The following is an 18,291-nucleotide window of genomic DNA, read 5'->3' as shown; positions in this document are numbered from 1 at the left end:
CGGGGCGGATTTCAACCGTTAGGGTCCAAAGCGTCGCGCCCTCGTCGCGCGCTCGCCGTCATGATCGAGCCCACAACCGATGAAGTCCCGCCAACGGCCGCCCCTGATCCTGTCCGACGCCGAACCGGTCGATGCGGTCGCCTCCGAGCCCGCAACGCCGCCAACAGCCGCCGAGACACCCTCGCACGCTGAGGCAGCGGCACCTGCTCCCGAACGCCCCATGTCCGAGCGGCGTCGGCGACGCCTGGCCGAAGAACATCTCCTGGCTGAGCAGCGCGCGGCCCGTGCCGCCGCCGCGACCGGCACGCCAGCCGAGGCCGACGTCACCAGCCTGGACCCAGAACCTGCCGTCGTACCCGATTTCGCGGTGCCCGCCGGCTCGCCACCGGCAGCCTATGATCCGCCGCCGCCACCCGTCGCCCTGGCGCCGTCCGCCTCGAGCAGCCCTGTCCATGGGGGACACGCCTATCTGGTTGCCGGGCTGGCATCAGTTGTGTGGATCGGCGGGGTCGCAGCCTGGCTTGCGTTCGAGGTCGGCTCCGGCGCAGTCGATATGGAGCCCCTCCGTCTGGCCGTCTATGCGATGATCGCTCTGGCGCCAGCCGGTATGGCGATCATGCTGGCCCACGCCGTGAGGCAGGGGTCCGGGCTCGCAGCCGAGACCCGCCGCGCGCGTGAGTTGTCCGATGCCCTCCTGGCCCCGACCGCCTTGGCAGCGCGCCAGACGGGTGAGGTTCTACAATCGCTTCGGAGTGACATTGATCAGGCCACCTTGGCCACCGAGCGGGCGCGCGCCGACATGGCGCTGCTGCGCGAAGCCCTGGTTCAAGAGACCGGTCGCCTGAACGAAGCGGCCGAAACCGCAGGCCGCACCGCGCGGCGTCTGGTCGAGCAATTGGGCCAGGAGCGCGAGGCCATGGCATCGCTGGGGTCCCGCTTGGACACTCAGGCCGCCGGCGTCATGGATGCCGTCGAGCGCCAGTCGCGGATGGTCGTGGATGCGTCCGATCTGGCCCAGACGCAGTTGCGCGAAGCCGAGGCCGCGCTGGCCGCCCGAGCCGCCGACCTGGCTGCCGCCGCTGGCGAGGCCCAGGACGCTGCGCGGCTCGCCTCGGACGATCTGGCGCGTCAGACGCTGCGTCTCGAGAATGCCGGTGCGGGCGTCGCCGAACAGATTCAGTCGGTGGAGGAAGGGCTGGGCCAGCAACGCGCCGCACTGGTCACGGCCGCCTATGCCCTGCGCACGGATCAGGAAGACTTTTCCGCCCAGGTCGAGAGCCAACGTGCGCAGCTGACCGAGCAGCTGTCGGCGGCCCGATCGGCGGCCAATGAGTTGGGCCAGACCTCCCTCCACACTACGGAATCACTGAAGGAGCTGGTCGAGGCTGCATCCGATCAGTTCCGCGCCCTGGTCGAGATGTCCCAGCGTGAGGCCGACGGCTTCGACGCAGCCACGAAAGTCGCCCTGGACAAGTTCGAGGCCTTGTCCGCAGAGGCCCGGGACGCCCTGGTGGAAGAGACCCGCCGTGCGCTGGTCGCCATGCAGGCAACCGCCGAGGAGGCCCGCGCGGCCGCCGACGAAGCCGCGATTCAGGCCCAGCTCCGCGCCGACCGGCTGGGTCAGGCCTTGTTCGATGCCGCCCAGCAGGCCGACCAGGCGGCCGATGCCCGCATCGAGGGTGCGCGCCGGATCGTCAACGAGAGCGTCTATCTGGTCGACGATGCGGGCGAGCGTGCGATCCAGCGTCTGGAATCCACGGTCGAGCGCATGAACGCTGCCCTGGGGCGGATCGAAGATACCATGGGCGATCTGGACGACCGGGCGGCCCTCCTGCCGGAACAGGCGCGCGAGCGCGTCGAAGCCATTCGGCAGACCGTGGAGGAAGGTCTGGCGGCCTTGGCCGCAGCATCCCGCAAGGCAGCGGAGGATACCGAGGCCCTTGATGTCGGGTTCCAGGAGCGAGTGCGGCGCAACTACGAAATGCTGACCGAGGCGGTCCGGCTGATGGGCGTTGTGTCTGGTGACGGGCCGAGCGGTCGCCGCCGCGACGCCCCTGTCGCCCAGCCGACAGAACCACGCGAACGTCCGACGTCGCCGCGGTCCCAGCCTGAGGCACCACGCCCCGATCGCGGTTTTGGCCTGCGAGGACGACTGCGACTGGAGCCCACCCCCGAACCCGAGCCTGCCCCGCGCTCTGCCAATGAAGGTCTGGGGTGGAACGACCTGGTCGATGACGGCCCGGGCGAGGTGCCGCTGGACCTGGACACGCCAGTCATGCCACCGGCCGATGCCGAGGCTCTGACGGAGCGCATAGCCGGTGCCATCCGTCGCATGGGCGTGGATCCCAATGCCCTTCTGCCGCGGTCGCGCGTCGAGGAAGCCGCCTTTGCCTTCGCTGACGGTGACCCCAGCCAGGCCCGCGCCATCGTCCGCCGCGTGGCACCCGCCGCCGTGCGCAGCGTCTCACGGCGCGTGCTCAGCGATCCTGACCTTCGGGCAGACGCCGAACGCTATGTCCGCGAGTTCGGCCGAGGTCTGGACGACTATGCACGGTCTGGCGACGGGCCCGCGGTTCTGAATCGTCTGGCATCGGACGGTGGCCGTGCCTTCCTCTTGTTAGATGCTGCCGTCGGTGACCTCTCCTGATCCTCGAATCTGATCCTGCGGACTTGACGGCGACGGCGGCATGACGACACCGTCACGCAAACGTCACGGGCTGAGGCGCATCCATGATTGATCCCAATGCCGAGATCCAGAAGGACCGCCGCCCGGCAATCGTCATTTGTGCCTATGATTCAGACCAGTCCGGCTGGGATCCGATCGAAGACCTGTCCGGTGAGCCCTGGAGCCCGCAAGGGGCCAGGACCGTCCCCGTCGCCGCTGCAGACCCGGAGACTCTCGCCTCCACCCTCTCGGCGCACTTGTCGAGTTCCACCTGCCGGGCTGTGTTGCTGATAGGACGTACGCGGCGCAGCGACGCCTTCCGCCTCCAGATGCGGGCCGAGAACCGGTCCCTTACGGGAGGACATAGGGCCGACGTCACCGGCCCGGCATTGGCCCGTGCGACGGTGCCTGTCGCAGAGATCATCCGTGCACTGAAAGATGCAGGCCTGGAGGCCGATGCCACTTCGGATGCGGAGGACGATACGGGCAGCTATCTGCTTTATCGCGTGCTCACCAGCCTGCCCTACGGCCTCGACGCTCCGGCCATCGGCCTCTTGCGCGTTCCTGATCAGGCCGAAGACGAGGCTGTACAGCGCGGCGTGAAGATCACGGCGACGGCGATCGCCAGACATTTGTCGCCACTGGCCAGAAACTGAGGCTCGTTCTACCGGTCGCCTTCCCCTGCGGCTCGCCTGTCAGGTCGGCTGATCTAGATCCAGTCGCATTGCCAGGGCGAGGAGGCCCCCGACCGCCGCGAGTGCCGTCATCGCCAGATATCCCACCGCACCGAAGGTGTCGTAAAGCGGGCCGGATGCCAGTGTGGCCAAGCCGATCAGCACGCCCGACGACAGGGCAGAACTCAGGGTCTGGGCCGCCGTCTGACTGTCGGGCGGAGCCAGCCGCTCAACCAATTCCAGACCGGCCAGGAATGTCGCGGCAAAGCTGAGCGCATGCAGGGCCTGCAGCGGCCACAAGGTCCACAACGGCGGGACCAGAGCCAGGGCAGTCCAACGAACGACCGAAGCCCCTGCCCCAACCATCAGCATCGTGGCCGCACCGATTCCCGCCCGTCGACGCCATGGTTCGATCCACCACATGAAGGCGATCTCGACCGCCACGGAAAACGCCCACAACAGACCCGTCACGCTCTCGGCCAGGCCTTGGGCTTTCCAATCGATCGCTGAAAAGCCGTAGTAGAAGCCGTGCGCGGCCTGAATGGCACCGACCGCCAGGATCGCCATCATGAAGGTCGGGTCGGCAACCAATCGGCCGATGCCCCTGAAACGCTCTCGGCCCAAGGCGGGCCCGCCCTCCGCGACAGCCTCGGCAGGAGCCAATCGCCAGGCAGTCAGAGCCATGATCAGGCAGGCGAGGACAATCCAGACGATCACCGCATCGGCAGGGGCCACGGTCAGCAGCGCCCCCATGGCGATATTGGCCAGGACAAAGGCGGCCGACCCCACACCCCGCGGCACGGAAAAGGCGAAACCCTCTCGCTTGGCCAGACGCAGGGTCAGAACGTCGGTCAGAGGGATCATCGCTGCGGCTGCGGTCGCCCCGACGAACCAGGCCAGGGTCCAGGGCAGCAGCCCCTCGACCAAGCCCGCCGTGCCGTAGCCCACCGCTGCCAGCAGGGCCAGCAGCGCAATCGGCGTTCGCCGCGCCCTGAAGCCGTCCGCCCACACCGCAATGGCCGGCCCGGTGAGAAGACGAGCCAGCATCGGAATGGCCAGGATGACGCCGATCTCGGCGCCGCTCAGGCCCTGGGCCCGAAACCACAGGCCGGCGAACGGCAGGCTGACCCCCGTGGCACCGAACAGCAACACATACTGGATCGCCATCCGGCGCGAGGTCGTCATCGGCGGGTGATAGCAGACACGATCCGTCGCGTCGGCTAGCGTTTCATCATGACACCGAGTCGACCCCTATTGCTGTTTGCAGCGCTGAACGGAGCCATGGCCGTAGCCGTCGGTGCCTTCGCCGCTCATGGCGCGGGGCCGGGCGTGAAGACGCTGCTGACCACTGGCGCGCAGTACCAGATGGTCCATGCCGTGCTGGCGATCGTCTGTGCCATATGGGCGGGTCATTCGTCCCTGGTGAGGCTTGCCGGATGGCTGGCCTGCCTGGGCGGGATGGTATTCTGCCTGTCTTTGTCGCTCATCGCCCTGCTCAGCCTCTCAGCCATGGGCATGGTCGCGCCGATCGGTGGCTTGCTGATGATCGCGGCCTGGCTTTCGCTGGCCGTTGCCGCCGTTCGTAACTCACCCGCATCCGCTTAATGTCACATCTTACCTTGAGGTAGAATGGCCTTCCCCGTTTCCGACGCCCCGAGGCGCGAGCTGTTCCCAGAGATCGAGTCGTTCGCGTCCGGCTGGATGCCGACCGACAGCGTCCACGAGATCTATTACGAGGAAAGCGGAAACCCCCAGGGCATCCCCGTCCTCGTTCTGCACGGTGGCCCCGGCGGGGCCGTCAATCCGGGCATGCGTCGCTATTTCGATCCCGCGAAATACCGCATCGTGATGTTCGATCAGCGCGGATGTGGCCAATCCCGGCCGAACGCCTCGCTGGAGGACAACACCACCTGGACTCTGATCGAGGACATCGAGCGGCTGCGGGAGCGTTGCGGCATCGACCGATGGGTGGTGTTCGGCGGATCCTGGGGCTCCACCCTGGCCATGGCCTATGCGATCACCCATCCCGAGCGGGTATCGGCCTTGATCCTGCGCGGCATCTTCCTGCTGACCCGCAAGGAACTGCAATGGTTCTATCAGGACGGAGCGTCGATGATCTTCCCCGACGCGTGGGAACGATTCATTGCGCCGATCCCAGAGGATGAACGCCACGATCTGATGGCTGCCTATTACAAGCGGCTGATCGGCGAGGACCGCAGCGAACGCGAAGCCTGCGCCATCGCCTGGTCCAGCTGGGAAGGCGAGACAGTCAGCGTGGAGGGGCCCGGAGCCCGTCCGGACAAGTTCGCAGAGCCGGACTTTGCCGTAGCCTTCGCGCGCATCGAGAACTGGTACTTCACCAATGGCGGCTTCTTTCCCGAAGAAGGCTGGCTGCTGAAGAACATCGGCCGTATTCGCCATATCCCGGCCTGGATCGCCCAAGGCCGGTTCGACGTCGTCACGCCGATCTCGGGGGCATGGGCCCTGCACCGCGCCTGGCCGGAAGCGCACCTGGATATCGTGCCGGATGCGGGCCACGCCTCGACCGAGCCGGGTATTGTCGACAGCCTGATCCGCGCCACAGACTGGGCTGCTGGCCTGTAGGGCTCAGATCAGTCCGTGGCCCTTGGGCAGTTCGGCATAGCGGTGCACCCGCGTCGCCATGACCAGGCCGAAGCCGACCATGACCGTCAGCATGACGGTCCCGCCATAGGACAGCAACGGCATGGGCACCCCCACGACCGGGGCCAAGCCCATGACCATGGCCCCATTGATAAGCACATAGAGGGCAAAGGTCGCCGTCATGCCTGCGCTGGCCAGACGGCCGAAATGGCTGTGCGACAGCGAAGCAATCCGCAGGGCGATCAGAATGATGGCCGCGTAGCACAGCAGGACGGTGAACGATCCCACGAAGCCGAACTCTTCCGACACGGCGGCAAAGATGAAGTCGGTGTGCTTTTCAGGCAGGAACTCAAGCTGGCTTTGGCTGCCCAGACCGTAGCCCTTGCCCAGCAGACCGCCGGACCCCAGGGCGATCTTGGATTGCATGATGTGATAGCCGGTGCCCGAAGGATCGCTCTCGGGGCTCAGGAAGGTCATCACACGGTTGCGCTGATACTCATGCATCCCAAAGGTCACGTAGAAGGGGATGGCCACCAGCGTGGGGATGGCCGTTGCGGCGATCAGCTTCCAGCTCAGTCCGGCCACGAACATGATCGCTGCCCCCGTCAGACCGATCAACATGGCCGAGCCCAGATCCGGTTGATGCGCGACCAGCAGGAACGGCGCGGCGATGATCATCACCGGGAAGATCAGCTTCCAGTGGAAGCGGGCCTCTTGAGCAGTGGCGCCGTGGTAATATCGCGCCAAGGCCAGAACCAGGCCGATCTTCATGATTTCCGACGGCTGGATCCGCGTTACGCCGAGGTCCAGCCAGCGCGTGGCCCCCATGGCGGTATAACCGAACAGTTCGACGCAGATCAGCAGGAAAAGAGCCAGAAAATATAGGGGATAGGCCAGCCCGAACCATATGCGCAGGCTGATCAGCGACAGCACCAGCATCATGCCCAGGCAGACGCCAAACCGGATGAGGTGATTGGCCGCCCACGGTTCCCACGAGCCCTTGGCCACCGAATAAAGCATCAGGCTGCCGACACCGGCCACCGCGCACAGAAGCAGGACAAAGCGCCAGTCGATCTGTGCGATCTTGACGGTCAGCCGGTCGCGTTCGCCCGGCCGGGTCAGGGCCGACGCGGTCATTGGGGCGGCTCCGCCATATAGGGCCGGGGTCCGGTCGTTGCAGTCAGCGGTTCGGCGCGGCGCGGCGCAGGCGTCGCAGCCGGGGCCGGTGCCTCCTCAACGACAGGTGCCGCACCGAAATTGGCCTCATCCTCGGTCAGTGGCCCGGTTGGCTCCGGCGGCAGTGGCCGTTCGATTCGGGCGCGCATGTCCGGGTCCTTCAGCAGGACCGTCTTCATGATTTCGCGCGCGCGCGGTGCCGCGTCGGCCGAGCCGCCCGCCGGCGCATGCTGGATGATCAGCGCGATCGCATAGCGCGGTGCATCATGGGGCGCGAAGGCGACGAACAGGGCATGGTCCCGCCGGGTCCAGACCGCATCGCGCGGTCCCCGTGATCCGCTGCCATAGTCGCGCGACTGAGCCGTACCGGTCTTGCCAGCCATCTGAATGTCACCCAGCCCCAGCTGCGAGGCACGGTACGCCGTCCCGGTGACATCGTTTGCCACGGCCTGCATGCCCGCACGGACGATGTTCAGATGCTCCTCGCTGAAAGGCATGTCGCCCGCCGCCGCCCCGGAGGGCCGTTCGACCCCGCCCACCGACTTGATCAGTCTGGGCGTGATCGCCTTGCGTCCATGGGCCAGCCGCGACGTCATTACGGCCAGTTGCAGAGCCGTCGTCTCGATCGCCCCCTGACCAATGGCGACGGACAGGGTCTCGCCCGGATACCATTTCCCGGCATCGGGATGTTTGGCCTTGGTCCGGCGGGCATAGTCGGCCTTCCAGCGCGTGCTGGGCATGGTGCCGCGGCTTTGACCGGCAATGCCGATCTCATAGACCTGGTGGAACCCGAGATCCTCGGCCACGCGGGCAATGCGATCCACCCCGGCGCGGTTGCAGAGGTGATAGAAGTAGGTGTCGCACGAGTTCTTGATGGCATTGTGCATGTCCATCGCGCCGTGCCCGCCCCGCTTCCAGCACCGGAAGGTGCGGTTGCCGTAGCGATAGCCCCCGGTGCAGTTGACCCGCTCCGACGGATCGACCCCGGCGTCCAACAGGGCCAGAGCCGTCGTCATCTTGAAGGTGGAGCCAGGCGGGAAGCTGCCGTAGATCGCCTTGTCCAGCAGAGGCTTGCGCTCATAGTCTCGCAGAGCGTTGTAAACGTTCGACGGCACGCCGCTGACGAACAGGTTTGGATCGAACGACGGCGCAGAAACCATGCAGAGGATGTCGCCGTTGCGAACATCCATGACGACACAGCCGCCGGATTCCTCGCCAAAGACTTCCAGGGCCCGGTTCTGGACGTCGGCATCCAGGGTCAGCACGACTTCCTTGCCATGGATGGCCGGACGGGAGTTTTCGACATCCTCGCCGACGACCCGGCCACGCGCATCGACCTCGACCCGGTTACCACCAGCCTCCCCGCGCAATTCCTTGTCCAGCGCCTTTTCGACGCCCTGACGCCCGATACGGAATCCTGGGTTGTAAAGGATAGCCGGTGGCTCCTCGCCGGCGTCGCGGATGGACTTGATGTCCCGATCCGAGACCTTGGCCACATAGCCGATGACATGGGCAAACGACCCGCCGAACGGGTAGTAACGCGCCTCGTGCATGTCGGCCATGACGCCGGGCAGTTCGTTCGCATACAGATTGACGCGAGCAAACTCCTCCCAGTTCAGGTCGCTCTTGACCGGAACGGGGCTGAACCTGGGTGCCGCATTGACGTCGCGGATGATCGACCGGCGACGCTCCAGGGTATCGGGCAGAAGCTGTCCCAACAGATCGAGCGTCTGATCCAGGTCCTTGGTCTCGTCGCGTACCACAAGGACCCGGAAGCTTGGCCGGTTGCCGGCAATGATGGTGCCGTTACGGTCCTTGATGATCCCGCGCGGCGGCGGGACCAGGCGGTAGTTGAACTGATTGTTGGAGGCGAGCGTCGTATATTCCTGCGCCTGCACCACCTGCAGCTGGCCCAGGCGCGCAGTCAATGCCGCCACCCCGAGAGCCGTGAATCCCCCCATGACCAGGGTGCGGCGCAGGAAGGATCCCTGCCGCTCGTTCACGTCATTGAAGATGATGGACGGCTCGCTCATCGGAACCTCACATCGCCGTCGTCAAACCTTTCGATCATGCGCCCAGCGATCGGGAAAAGCAGAAGGGTCGGCAGAACTTGTCCCAACAGCGACAGGACGCTGGGCGCGTTGCCGGCCAGCAAGGTAGAGATCAGATAGGTCAGGATGAAGGCGGCGACCGTTCCAAGGCCATACCAGACGAACAGAACGTGGGTCTCCTGCCCCACCAGAAAGCTGCGCGAGATCAGAACGACGCCATAGATGCCCATCAGCGCCAAGGCCCATAGGCCCAACGGACCGGCCCAGAAGATGTCGAGGAACAGGCCAAGGCCGAACAAAACGGCGGGGGCCAACATGGACGGGCGGATCAATGGCCAGGCAAAGGCCAGTGCCATCGGCAAGACCGGCTCGGGCAGCTTCAAACCGAACAGCTCGACCGGCGTGGCCAAGGCGATGGTGAGCGCTATCGCCAGCAGCGCAGGATAAACGACCCATTGCAACGGTCCGACGACGCGAACGGCGACCTGACCGCGTCTCACCGGCCGCCCTCCGGGGTGGTCGTAGCGGGCTGAGGTTGCGGCTGTGGCTGTGCCTGCGGCTGCGGACGGGGCGCGGTGGGTGCCGACGCTGCGGTCGTCGCCCTGGGCGTTGCCGCTGCCGGGGTTGAAGGCGACGTGCTCGGGGCGGTACTCGCAGCAGCCGGAGCGGTCGTTGCCGCCGGGGGCGTTGCCGGCGTGGGTGGGGCAGTAAACCCAGCCAGGGGCGGCGCGTTCAGGGCTTCAGCATCGACCAGCTGGCCGAAGTCCTGGAACAGCATCACACGCACAAAGTCGATGGCCCCGCGGTCGCTGAACAGCTTCACGCGCCAGGAGCCGTCGACACCGCGCGCTGCCACGCCGATCGGCACACCGCGCGGCAGCCCGCCGCCATCGCCGGACGTCAGGATACGGTCTCCAGGACGAACGGAGTCCGTTCCACGAACGAACTCCAGTCTGGGATTGCCGCTGCCGTCCCCGGTCAGCATGGCGCGCGCGTCAGTGCGGTCGATCAGCACGGGTGTGCGACTGGTCACATCGGTCAACAGCAGCAGGCGGCTGACTCCCCCCGAAGTACCGATCACTCGTCCGACCAGACCATGTTCATTGATGACGGGATTGCCGATCTTGACCCCGCGCGACGATCCCACGTCGATCAGCCGGGCATTGGCAAAGGGACCGCGCGATTCCGAAATCGAGCGCGCGGTGACCATCGGCACCGGCGGCTCTGTGCGGATTCCCAGCATCGCCTCATAGCGAGCATTGACGTTTTTCAGCGCAATCGCCTGGTCACGCCAGGGTTGAAGCTCGGCAATCTGAGCCTTGAGGCGACGGTTCTCGGACACGGCAAAGAAATAGCCGCCGACATAGTCGCTGACGGCACCGGCCCAGCGCACGGGTGCAGCCAGCACGCCCGCCACCGGGCCTGTCGCCGCATCCGTCCCCGCCCGGACCGGACCATAGCCGCCAGGCGTGTCGCGGCGATCGCCGAGCAACAGCAGAATGGAGGCCGCGATCGCGACCACGACGACGACCGCCGCCGTCCACGTCAGCGGAACCTTGAGGTTCTCGAACGGTCCGTCGCGAAACGCCACGGCGCGCCTTCCTGCAAATGGTGAGAATCGGCGGGACACTCCCGCCGATCTTGCCTGCCTATCGCAAAATCCTTGCCGATTGGAAACCGGCCTCTTTTGCTCGACACGGGGAAATCAATGCCTCCCCCTTTGGATGAGATCAGAGGGCGGAGTCCAGCACGCCACGCATCCAGCGCGGATGCTCGAGGACCCGGCCACAGCCGATGGCGACGCAGGACAGCGGATCGTCGGCCACCGACACCGGCAGGCCGGTGTGATCGCGGATTTCGGCATCCAGACCACGCAGCAGGGCTCCGCCGCCGGTCAGCATGATGCCCTTGTCGGCGATATCGGCCGCCAGCTCGGGCGGGGTGGCTTCCAGGGCGACCTTGACCGCCTCGATGATCTGGGTGACCGGCTCGGCCAGAGCCTCTGCAGCCTGACGCTCGCTCATCCGAACCTCGCGCGGCACGCCCTGCATCAGGTCACGGCCCTTGACCTCGATCGACAGGCCCTCGCCGTCGGACGGGATACGGGCGGTGCCGATGTCTTTCTTGATACGCTCCGCAGTCGTTTCACCGATCAACAGATTATGGTTGCGGCGCATGTAGCTGATGATCGCCTCGTCCATCTTGTCGCCGCCGACGCGAACCGAGCGCGAATAGACGATGCCCGACAGCGACAGCACGGCCACCTCGGTCGTACCGCCGCCGATATCGACGACCATCGATCCAGTGGGCTCGTGAATCGGCAGCCCCGCGCCGATCGCAGCGGCCATCGGCTCATCAATCAATCCGACGCGGCGGGCCGATGCGTTCAGGCAGCTGTCGTTGATGGCACGACGCTCCACCGCAGTGGCGCCGGAGGGCACGCACACGATCACCTTCGGGTTCACGAAGCCCTTGCGGTTGTGAACCTTGCGGATGAAGTGCTTGATCATCTCTTCGGCGACTTCGAAGTCGGCGATGACGCCGTCGCGCATCGGACGGATGGCTTCCATGTGGCCAGGCGTCCGGCCCAGCATCTGCTTGGCCTCAATGCCGACAGCATGGACGATCTTCCGTCCACCGACGTTTCTGAGGGCGACGACGGACGGCTCGTTCAAGACGATGCCCTTGCCCTTCATGTAAATGAGGGTGTTGGCGGTGCCGAGATCGATGGCGATGTCGTTGGAGATCATGCCGAAAAGATGCATGGGATCGGGATACCGTTCGGGTTCGGGCCTTTTTGGGGCGAGCAAGCGTTGGTGTCTGCTGCGACGACGCCCCCGACCCTCGCGCATCCCCACGCGCGGATCGTCCTGTTCGATTTCGCCGAGCCGACCGAGGCCCGTTTGCCCTTATGGCCGCACGATTACAAGCCCCGATAACATCTGGGCGTTCACCAAAGAATGATCGGCAAAGGCGCGAGCCTCAGGCTGCGGCGACAGCGACGCCATCTTCCGACTGCAGGGCGTCAAAAGCCGGATACAGCACGCTCTCCTCCATGGCGACACGCAGGTTGAGAGCGCCGACGATGTCATCGGTCGCGGTGCGGAAGCGGCGCGGATCGCTCAGGATGCGGTCTATGGTCCAATGGTCCCGATAGTGGGCCCATACGGCACAAAGTCCGCCCATGTCTTCAAAGGCGGACATCGCCGTGTCGCGCAACTCGGCGTCGGCTGCCCGCATCAAGGTCGGGTAGAGTTGCTCGTCTTCGATGGACAGATGCTGGACGATGAGCCCGTCGACGGCTTCCATCAGCCGCCGCACAACCATGGCATCGCCCCTTGAGTCCATCTCCGCTGCAAGTCCCGACAGTCTGCGTGACTGTTCCATAATGACGGCGTGCTGAGTCGACAGTTCGGGGGTCTGAATCATGGCCTGGGTTCCTTGGCCCAGCAGACTATCAACGTCCCTCTAAGGCAGACTGAACAACTATGGTGAACCCAGGGTTGCCATAACCTACGGTTCAGACCGGGCTGAGACCTTCGGCTGCCAGCATACGCACAACGGCCGGTCGTGCCTGGACCGCGTCGAGATGAGCGCTCAGTTTCGGAAAACGATCGCTATCGAGAAGTCCCGCCTGCCGTGCCCAGCGCGTGAAGACCGACAGATAGCCGTCTGACAGCGTATAGGCCGAGCCGAACACCCAGGGACCTTCCAGCAGATGGTCTTCGACCAGTTGCAGCTTGGCCAGCGCCAGATCTGTCGCCTGATCCTTGGCCTCGCCCTCCAGAGGGGGACGGCTGAACAGAAGGCGTCCCAGCGCCGGGTGCAGCGACGAGGCCAAAAAGCCGTTGAAGGAATTGAACCGCGCAAACTGGAACACGTCAACAACCGGAGCCAGTTTCTTTTCCGGCCAGGTCTGAGCGACCCAGGCCAGGATGGCCGCATTCTGGGTGATAACCCCCTGATCCGTCTGCAAGGCCGGAGTGGCCCCCGCCGGATTGACGGCCAGATATTCAGGCGTCTTCTGCTGCCCCTGACGCAGGTCGATGACCGTCGTCTGGTGCTCGGCACCCGCTTCTTCCAAGGCAATGTGCGAGGCCATGGCGCAGGCCCCCGGAGAAATGAAGAGGTTCAGCATGTCAAAGGTTCCATCCGCGAACGATCCGCCGCGCAAACTGTAACGTCTACAGTTTCATATTGGTAGCGGAGTTGCTAGGTCAAGGCCTTGAACCAGCGCTCCAGAAGGGCCGCCTCCGCGCGCCGGGCGGACGTCCGCTCAGCGGCTTCTGAATCGACGCCCCAACGCCGCTCTTGAAAGGCCTCGTCGATCCGGCTGATGTCAAAGGCGGCCTCGCCGCCTATGGCCCCCTGCTGAACGGCCAGACCGAGCACGGCCGATCCCAACAGCGGCACGGCCATGGCCAAGCCCGTCAGAGTGAAGTCATCCAGCCCCAGTGCCAAAGCCCGGACCCGCGCAATCGCCGCCGGATCCTGGGGGCGGTGCACAATCCCATGGACCGGCTCCAGAACGATTTCGTGGGTGCGCGCCGCCCAGTCGCGCCAAGGTGCCCACTGGCGGACCTGTTCCTCAACCAGCGAGCCCGGCTCATCGGCCAGATAGCAAAGCAGGTCCGAGCCGGCGAAGGCTGCAATCTCGTCGGCCACGGGCTCACGGGCCTGGCTGACCCGATCGATGGCTGTCGCCGCCAGTCGCGTCGCCGGCATGGTGGCAGGGTCGATGTATTCGCCTTGGGCCGCCCACTCTTCGCACACCAGCCGCGCGGCTGCCTCGGTCGGCAGGACGAACCGATTTCCAGCGGGGGTTTTGGGAGCGCGACCGTCCAGAAGCAGCAGCCACCCCTGCCCTTCGGCGCGGACATCGGCCGAGGCCCAGAAGCGTTTCAGCCTCTCCTCGGATTCGCGAAACCCTTTGCGGGCGGCGACATTGGGGTCCAGCGGCGGGATGTGCGACATGTCGGTCAGGGCCTCAGAAGGATCAGGCCAAGCTGATCAATAGGCATGGCTCTCGGCCGGGCGCTCTTCCAGATGCCCATCCTTGATGGCGAAAACCCGGTCCATATGTCCGGCCAATTCCATGTTGTGCGTCGCGATCAGGGCCGCCACGCCGGTCTCTTTGACCAGGCGATGGAGGGCCTCGAACACAGTCTGGCTGGTGGCCGGATCAAGATTGCCCGTCGGCTCGTCGGCCAGCAACAGTCGGGGCCGATTGGCCAGGGCCCGCGCGACGGCCACCCGCTGGCGTTCTCCGCCGGACAATTGTGCCGGCTGATGCTTCAGGCGGTCGCCCAGACCCAGTTCTGTCAGCAAGGTCGCCGCTCGCGCACGGGCGGCGTCCAGTTTCACCCCAGCGATCCGCAGCGGCAGGGCCGCATTATCCAGCGCATCGAACTCCGGCAGCAGGTGGTGGAATTGATAGACGAAACCAATCCGGCCAAGCCTGATCCGCGTCCGCGCGCCTTCGTCCAGACCGCCGACATCCTCGCCGTCGATGCGGATGACGCCCTCGGTCGGCCTTTCCAGCAGGCCAGCGGCGTGCAGGAGGGACGACTTGCCCGACCCGGATGGCCCGATCAGGCCGACGACCTCGCCAGGACGGACGTCCAGATCGACACCGCGCAGGACGGTCAGCCCGCCGGACGCCGTGTCATAGGTGCGGGTGACCCCGCGAACGGACAGGACGGCATCACTCATAGCGAAGGGCCTCGACAGGATCGAGCTTGGCGGCTTGCCAGGATGGCAGCAGGCCGGCGACGCAGGACATGAACAGCGACCAGGCCGCGACCCAGAACACGTCAACCGGATCAACCAGGGCGGGCACAGCATCCAACATATAGACGTCGGCATTGAACAGCTGGACCCGGAACAGCGCCTCCAGGAAATGCTGGATGGAGCCGATGTTGAGGCAGAACAGCAGGCCCAGGATCAGCCCCGTCGCAGTCCCTGCTATTCCGATTGTCGCTCCTGCCACAAAGAACACCCGCAGCATTGAGCCCTGGCTGGCCCCCACGGTCCGAAGGATGGCGATGTCTCGGGTCTTGTTCTTCACCAGCATGACGATGCCGGAGATGATGTTCAGTGCGGCGATGGCCACGACCAGGCCCAGGATGATGCTCATGGCCACGCGCTCGATCTTCAGCGCCCCCCAGAAGGCCGCCAGACGGTCACGCCAGTCGCTGACGACCGATCCGCGCCCTGCCGCCTCACGCACAGGGGCAAGATTGTCGGCGACGCGATCCGGCTCGGCCACCTTGACCTCGATCACGTCCCACATGCCTTCCTTGCCATAGAAAAGCTGGGCCTGCTCCAGGGGCATGAAGATGAAGCCACGATCGAAATCGGCTGTCCCCGAGCTGAAGACCCCGCCAACAACATAGGTCTTTTCCAGTCCGCCCAGGTTGCCGAAGGCACTGTCCGCGCCCGTTGGGGAATAGAGCGTGATCGGGGCACCGACGCCCAGGCCCAACTGGCTCGCCAACGCTTTGCCGATCAGAATGCGGTCGCCGCCATAGGCCCCCTGGCCGAACGTCGCCCGTGCCTCGTCAGTCAGGCTATCGTTGACGAAGCTCATGCTGTCCAGGTCGCCCGGACGCAGGCCACGCACGATGGCTCCAGTCGTTTGCCCGCCGCCGCGCACCAGCGATTGCGCCTCGATCAACGGCGTGACGCTGACAACGCCGGGCACGTCCGCGATGCGGGCCAGCGCCTGCTCGCGGTCCGTCGCGTTCAGGACCTGGCCCTGGACATACATATGCCCGTTGAAGGACAGCATCCGGCTGAGCAGTTCGCTGCGAAAGCCCGCCATGATGCTCATCACGGTGATCAGCGCCATGACCGCCAGGGAGATGGCGACATAGGAGATGATTGCGATCAGGGCGATGCCGCCCTCACTGCGTTTGGCCCTCAGATACCGAAGGGCCAGCCCAATCTCCCATGCCGAAAAGGGCCCCGCCGGCTTTGTCGGCCTATCCTCGAACGTCGTCTGGGTCATCCGGCCAGTCGCTCCAGCGCAGCATCGAGAGACAGCGTGACCTTCTCGCCCGTTGCGCGGCGTTTCAGTTCGACCACGCCCTCCGCAACGCCTTTGGGCCCGATCGTCAGCTGCCAGGGAATGCCGATCAGATCCGCCGTGGCGAACTTGCCACCGGGCCGCTCGTCCGTGTCGTCGTAGAGGACATCGAACCCGGCCCCTTCGAGGCGCTCGACCGCGTCCTCACAGGCCGCGCAAACGGCCTCGTCATTGGTCCGCAGATTGATCACCACCACATCGAACGGAGCCACGGCATCGGGCCAGATGATGCCCGCATCGTCATGGCTCGCTTCGATGATCGCACCCAGCAGGCGCGACACGCCGACGCCATAGCTGCCCATATGCACCGGAGCATCCTTGCCGTCCGCCCCCTGGACATTGGCCTTCATGGGCACCGAGTATTTGGTGCCGAAATAGAAGATGTGGCCGACTTCGATACCACGCGCGGCCAGCCGATCGCCCTCGGCCGTCTGGCTTTCGAAGACGGCAGTGTCGTGCATTTCCTCGGTCGCGGCATAGAGCGAGATTCGCTCGTCGACGATGGCCTGAAGATCGTTCCAGTCCACGTCTGCACCGGGTGCGGGCATCTCCACCAGCTTGCGGTCGCAGAACACGGCGCTCTCGCCGGTGTCGGCCAGGACGATGAACTCATGGCTCAGGTCACCGCCGATCGGCCCCGTATCCGCTCGCATCGGGACCGCCTTCAGGCCCATGCGGGCAAAGGTGTTCAGATAGGCCACAAACATACGGTTGTAGGCCTTGCGCGCAGACGCTTCGTCGACGTCGAACGAATAGGCGTCCTTCATCAGAAACTCGCGGCCGCGCATGACGCCGAACCGGGGCCGCCGCTCGTCGCGGAACTTCCACTGGATGTGGAACAGGTTCAGCGGCAGCGCCTTGTAGCTCTTCACATAGGCGCGGAAGATGTCGGTGATCATCTCCTCATTGGTCGGGCCGTACAGCAGCTCGCGCTCATGGCGGTCGGTGATCCGCAGCATTTCCGGCCCGTAGGCGTCATAACGACCCGACTCGCGCCACAGGTCGGCCAGTTGCAGCGTCGGCATCAGCAGCTCGACGGCCCCGGCTCGTTCCTGTTCCTCACGCACGATCGTCTCGATCCTGCGCAGCACGCGCAGCCCGAGCGGCAGCCAGGCATAGATCCCCGCCGCCTCCTGGCGCACCAGCCCGGCGCGCAGCATCAACTGGTGCGAAATGATCTGGGCCTCGGACGGGGTGTCCTTCAGCGTCGGCAGGAAGTAGCGCGACAGGCGCATGGGGCATTCTCGGGAAACAGGCGTGAGACGAATGCTTTAGCCGGGCGAGCGGGGCGAAAGCTAGGCTGCGGACCGCCCGTTTTCATCCAAGGCTGGGTAAAGGCAGCCAGCCGGTGAAAATGATCAGCATGACGACCACCCAAAGGGTAAACGACACCCATGTCGTGGTGATGAATTTTCGCTTCAGGTCTGGATTCTCCGGCGCGCCCCACTGGGCTCCATCGGTCGGCGGCTTATGAACCTCAGTGGACGCCCCCAGGGGAAGGACGGCGAACAGCACGACCCACCAACACACGACATAGACGGCGAACATGGTCACCGGGCCGATCGGCATGAACATCAGTGCCCCTCCCCTTTGGGTGATTCCATCAACTCGATCAGAACCCCGCCCATGTCTTTGGGATGGATGAACAGAATGGGCGTCCCGTGTGCTCCGATCCGCGGTTCGCCAGTGCCCAGGATGGTCGCTCCCTTGGCCCGCAGTTCGTCCCGGGCGGCCAGGATCTCCTCAACTTCAAAACAGACGTGGTGCTGACCCCCTTTGGGGTTCTTGGCCAGAAAGCCGTGGATCGGCGACGCATCGCCCAGCGGCTCGATCAGTTCGATCTGACTGTTCGGCAAGTCCACGAAACAGACCCTGACGCCCTGCGCCGGCATGTCGAAGGGGGTGCCGATCTTCGTCGCCCCAAGCATGTCCCGATACAGGGCGACGCTGGCCTCGATCGAGGGGGTTGCAACCCCAACGTGGTTCAGTCTGCCGATCATATGGCGGGTGTCTCCG

The 18,291-nt window shown here is 65.3% G+C and carries 18 protein-coding genes; 4 read left to right on the top strand and 14 right to left on the bottom strand.

Annotation, left to right across the window (positions count from 1 at the left end):
• Nucleotides 1-79: 79 nt before the first annotated feature.
• Nucleotides 80-2,647, top strand: coding sequence for a coiled-coil domain-containing protein (locus JIP62_RS01565; protein WP_201103214.1), 2,568 nt, complete (start codon nt 80-82; stop codon nt 2,645-2,647).
• 83 nt (nt 2,648-2,730) lie between these two features.
• A complete protein-coding gene (locus JIP62_RS01560) occupies nt 2,731-3,321 on the top strand; it encodes a C15 family peptidase (RefSeq protein WP_201103213.1) in 591 nt (196 codons plus the stop codon).
• Nucleotides 3,322-3,360: 39 nt separating this feature from the next.
• On the opposite strand, the gene JIP62_RS01555 is transcribed toward JIP62_RS01560, so the two are convergent.
• Nucleotides 3,361-4,524, bottom strand: coding sequence for an MFS transporter (locus tag JIP62_RS01555; protein WP_201103212.1), 1,164 nt, complete (start codon nt 4,522-4,524; stop codon nt 3,361-3,363).
• Nucleotides 4,525-4,620: 96 nt separating this feature from the next.
• Between JIP62_RS01555 and JIP62_RS01550 the strand changes: the two genes are divergently transcribed.
• Nucleotides 4,621-4,944: a DUF423 domain-containing protein gene (locus JIP62_RS01550; RefSeq protein WP_230974814.1), complete on the top strand. Its 324-nt coding sequence runs from the start codon at nt 4,621-4,623 to the stop codon at nt 4,942-4,944.
• Nucleotides 4,945-4,968: 24 nt separating this feature from the next.
• Nucleotides 4,969-5,943: a prolyl aminopeptidase gene (gene pip / locus JIP62_RS01545; protein WP_201103210.1), complete on the top strand. Its 975-nt coding sequence runs from the start codon at nt 4,969-4,971 to the stop codon at nt 5,941-5,943.
• Between the two features lie 3 nt (nt 5,944-5,946).
• Here the strand turns inward: pip and rodA are convergent, their stop codons facing one another.
• The 13 genes from rodA to mce form a co-directional block, all read right to left on the bottom strand.
• Complete coding sequence (rodA, locus tag JIP62_RS01540) at nt 5,947-7,098, bottom strand: rod shape-determining protein RodA (RefSeq protein ID WP_201103209.1); 1,152 nt, start codon at nt 7,096-7,098, stop codon at nt 5,947-5,949.
• On the bottom strand, nt 7,095-9,170 hold the full coding sequence (gene mrdA / locus JIP62_RS01535) for a penicillin-binding protein 2 (RefSeq protein ID WP_201103208.1): 2,076 nt from the start codon (nt 9,168-9,170) through the stop codon (nt 7,095-7,097). The genes rodA and mrdA overlap by 4 nt, the downstream gene beginning before the upstream one ends.
• A complete protein-coding gene (locus JIP62_RS01530; RefSeq protein WP_201103207.1) occupies nt 9,167-9,688 on the bottom strand; it encodes a hypothetical protein in 522 nt (173 codons plus the stop codon). The genes mrdA and JIP62_RS01530 overlap by 4 nt, the downstream gene beginning before the upstream one ends.
• Nucleotides 9,685-10,779 (bottom strand): rod shape-determining protein MreC, encoded by a 1,095-nt coding sequence (gene mreC, locus JIP62_RS01525; protein WP_201103206.1) that lies wholly within the window; start codon nt 10,777-10,779, stop codon nt 9,685-9,687. The genes JIP62_RS01530 and mreC overlap by 4 nt, the downstream gene beginning before the upstream one ends.
• Before the next feature lie 139 nt (nt 10,780-10,918).
• The gene (locus JIP62_RS01520; protein WP_201103205.1) at nt 10,919-11,953 is read right to left on the bottom strand and encodes a rod shape-determining protein; all 1,035 of its coding nucleotides are present in this window, start codon (nt 11,951-11,953) and stop codon (nt 10,919-10,921) included.
• 217 nt (nt 11,954-12,170) lie between these two features.
• Entirely contained in the window at nt 12,171-12,617 is a 447-nt protein-coding gene (locus JIP62_RS01515; RefSeq protein ID WP_201103204.1) for a hemerythrin domain-containing protein, read from the bottom strand.
• A gap of 91 nt (nt 12,618-12,708) precedes the next feature.
• Nucleotides 12,709-13,326 carry a glutathione S-transferase family protein gene (locus JIP62_RS01510; RefSeq protein ID WP_201103203.1) on the bottom strand — a complete coding sequence of 206 codons (618 nt, stop codon included), beginning with the start codon at nt 13,324-13,326 and terminating at the stop codon, nt 12,709-12,711.
• Between the two features lie 74 nt (nt 13,327-13,400).
• Nucleotides 13,401-14,162, bottom strand: coding sequence for an ATP12 family chaperone protein (locus JIP62_RS01505; protein WP_201103202.1), 762 nt, complete (start codon nt 14,160-14,162; stop codon nt 13,401-13,403).
• A gap of 36 nt (nt 14,163-14,198) precedes the next feature.
• Nucleotides 14,199-14,900: an ABC transporter ATP-binding protein gene (locus JIP62_RS01500; protein ID WP_201103201.1), complete on the bottom strand. Its 702-nt coding sequence runs from the start codon at nt 14,898-14,900 to the stop codon at nt 14,199-14,201.
• Complete coding sequence (locus JIP62_RS01495) at nt 14,893-16,197, bottom strand: lipoprotein-releasing ABC transporter permease subunit (protein WP_201103200.1); 1,305 nt, start codon at nt 16,195-16,197, stop codon at nt 14,893-14,895. The genes JIP62_RS01500 and JIP62_RS01495 overlap by 8 nt, the downstream gene beginning before the upstream one ends.
• The gene (proS, locus tag JIP62_RS01490; protein ID WP_201103199.1) at nt 16,194-17,510 is read right to left on the bottom strand and encodes a proline--tRNA ligase; all 1,317 of its coding nucleotides are present in this window, start codon (nt 17,508-17,510) and stop codon (nt 16,194-16,196) included. The genes JIP62_RS01495 and proS overlap by 4 nt, the downstream gene beginning before the upstream one ends.
• An 82-nt stretch (nt 17,511-17,592) precedes the next feature.
• On the bottom strand, nt 17,593-17,844 hold the full coding sequence (locus tag JIP62_RS01485; protein ID WP_201104470.1) for a DUF1467 family protein: 252 nt from the start codon (nt 17,842-17,844) through the stop codon (nt 17,593-17,595).
• 5 nt (nt 17,845-17,849) lie between these two features.
• Complete coding sequence (gene mce, locus JIP62_RS01480; RefSeq protein WP_201103198.1) at nt 17,850-18,275, bottom strand: methylmalonyl-CoA epimerase; 426 nt, start codon at nt 18,273-18,275, stop codon at nt 17,850-17,852.
• Between the last annotated feature and the right edge of the window lie 16 nt (nt 18,276-18,291).

It is taken from the genome of Brevundimonas vitisensis, assembly GCF_016656965.1.
Classification (GTDB): Bacteria; Pseudomonadota; Alphaproteobacteria; order Caulobacterales; family Caulobacteraceae; genus Brevundimonas; species Brevundimonas vitisensis.
This window is presented reverse-complemented; position numbering and strand designations above follow the sequence as displayed.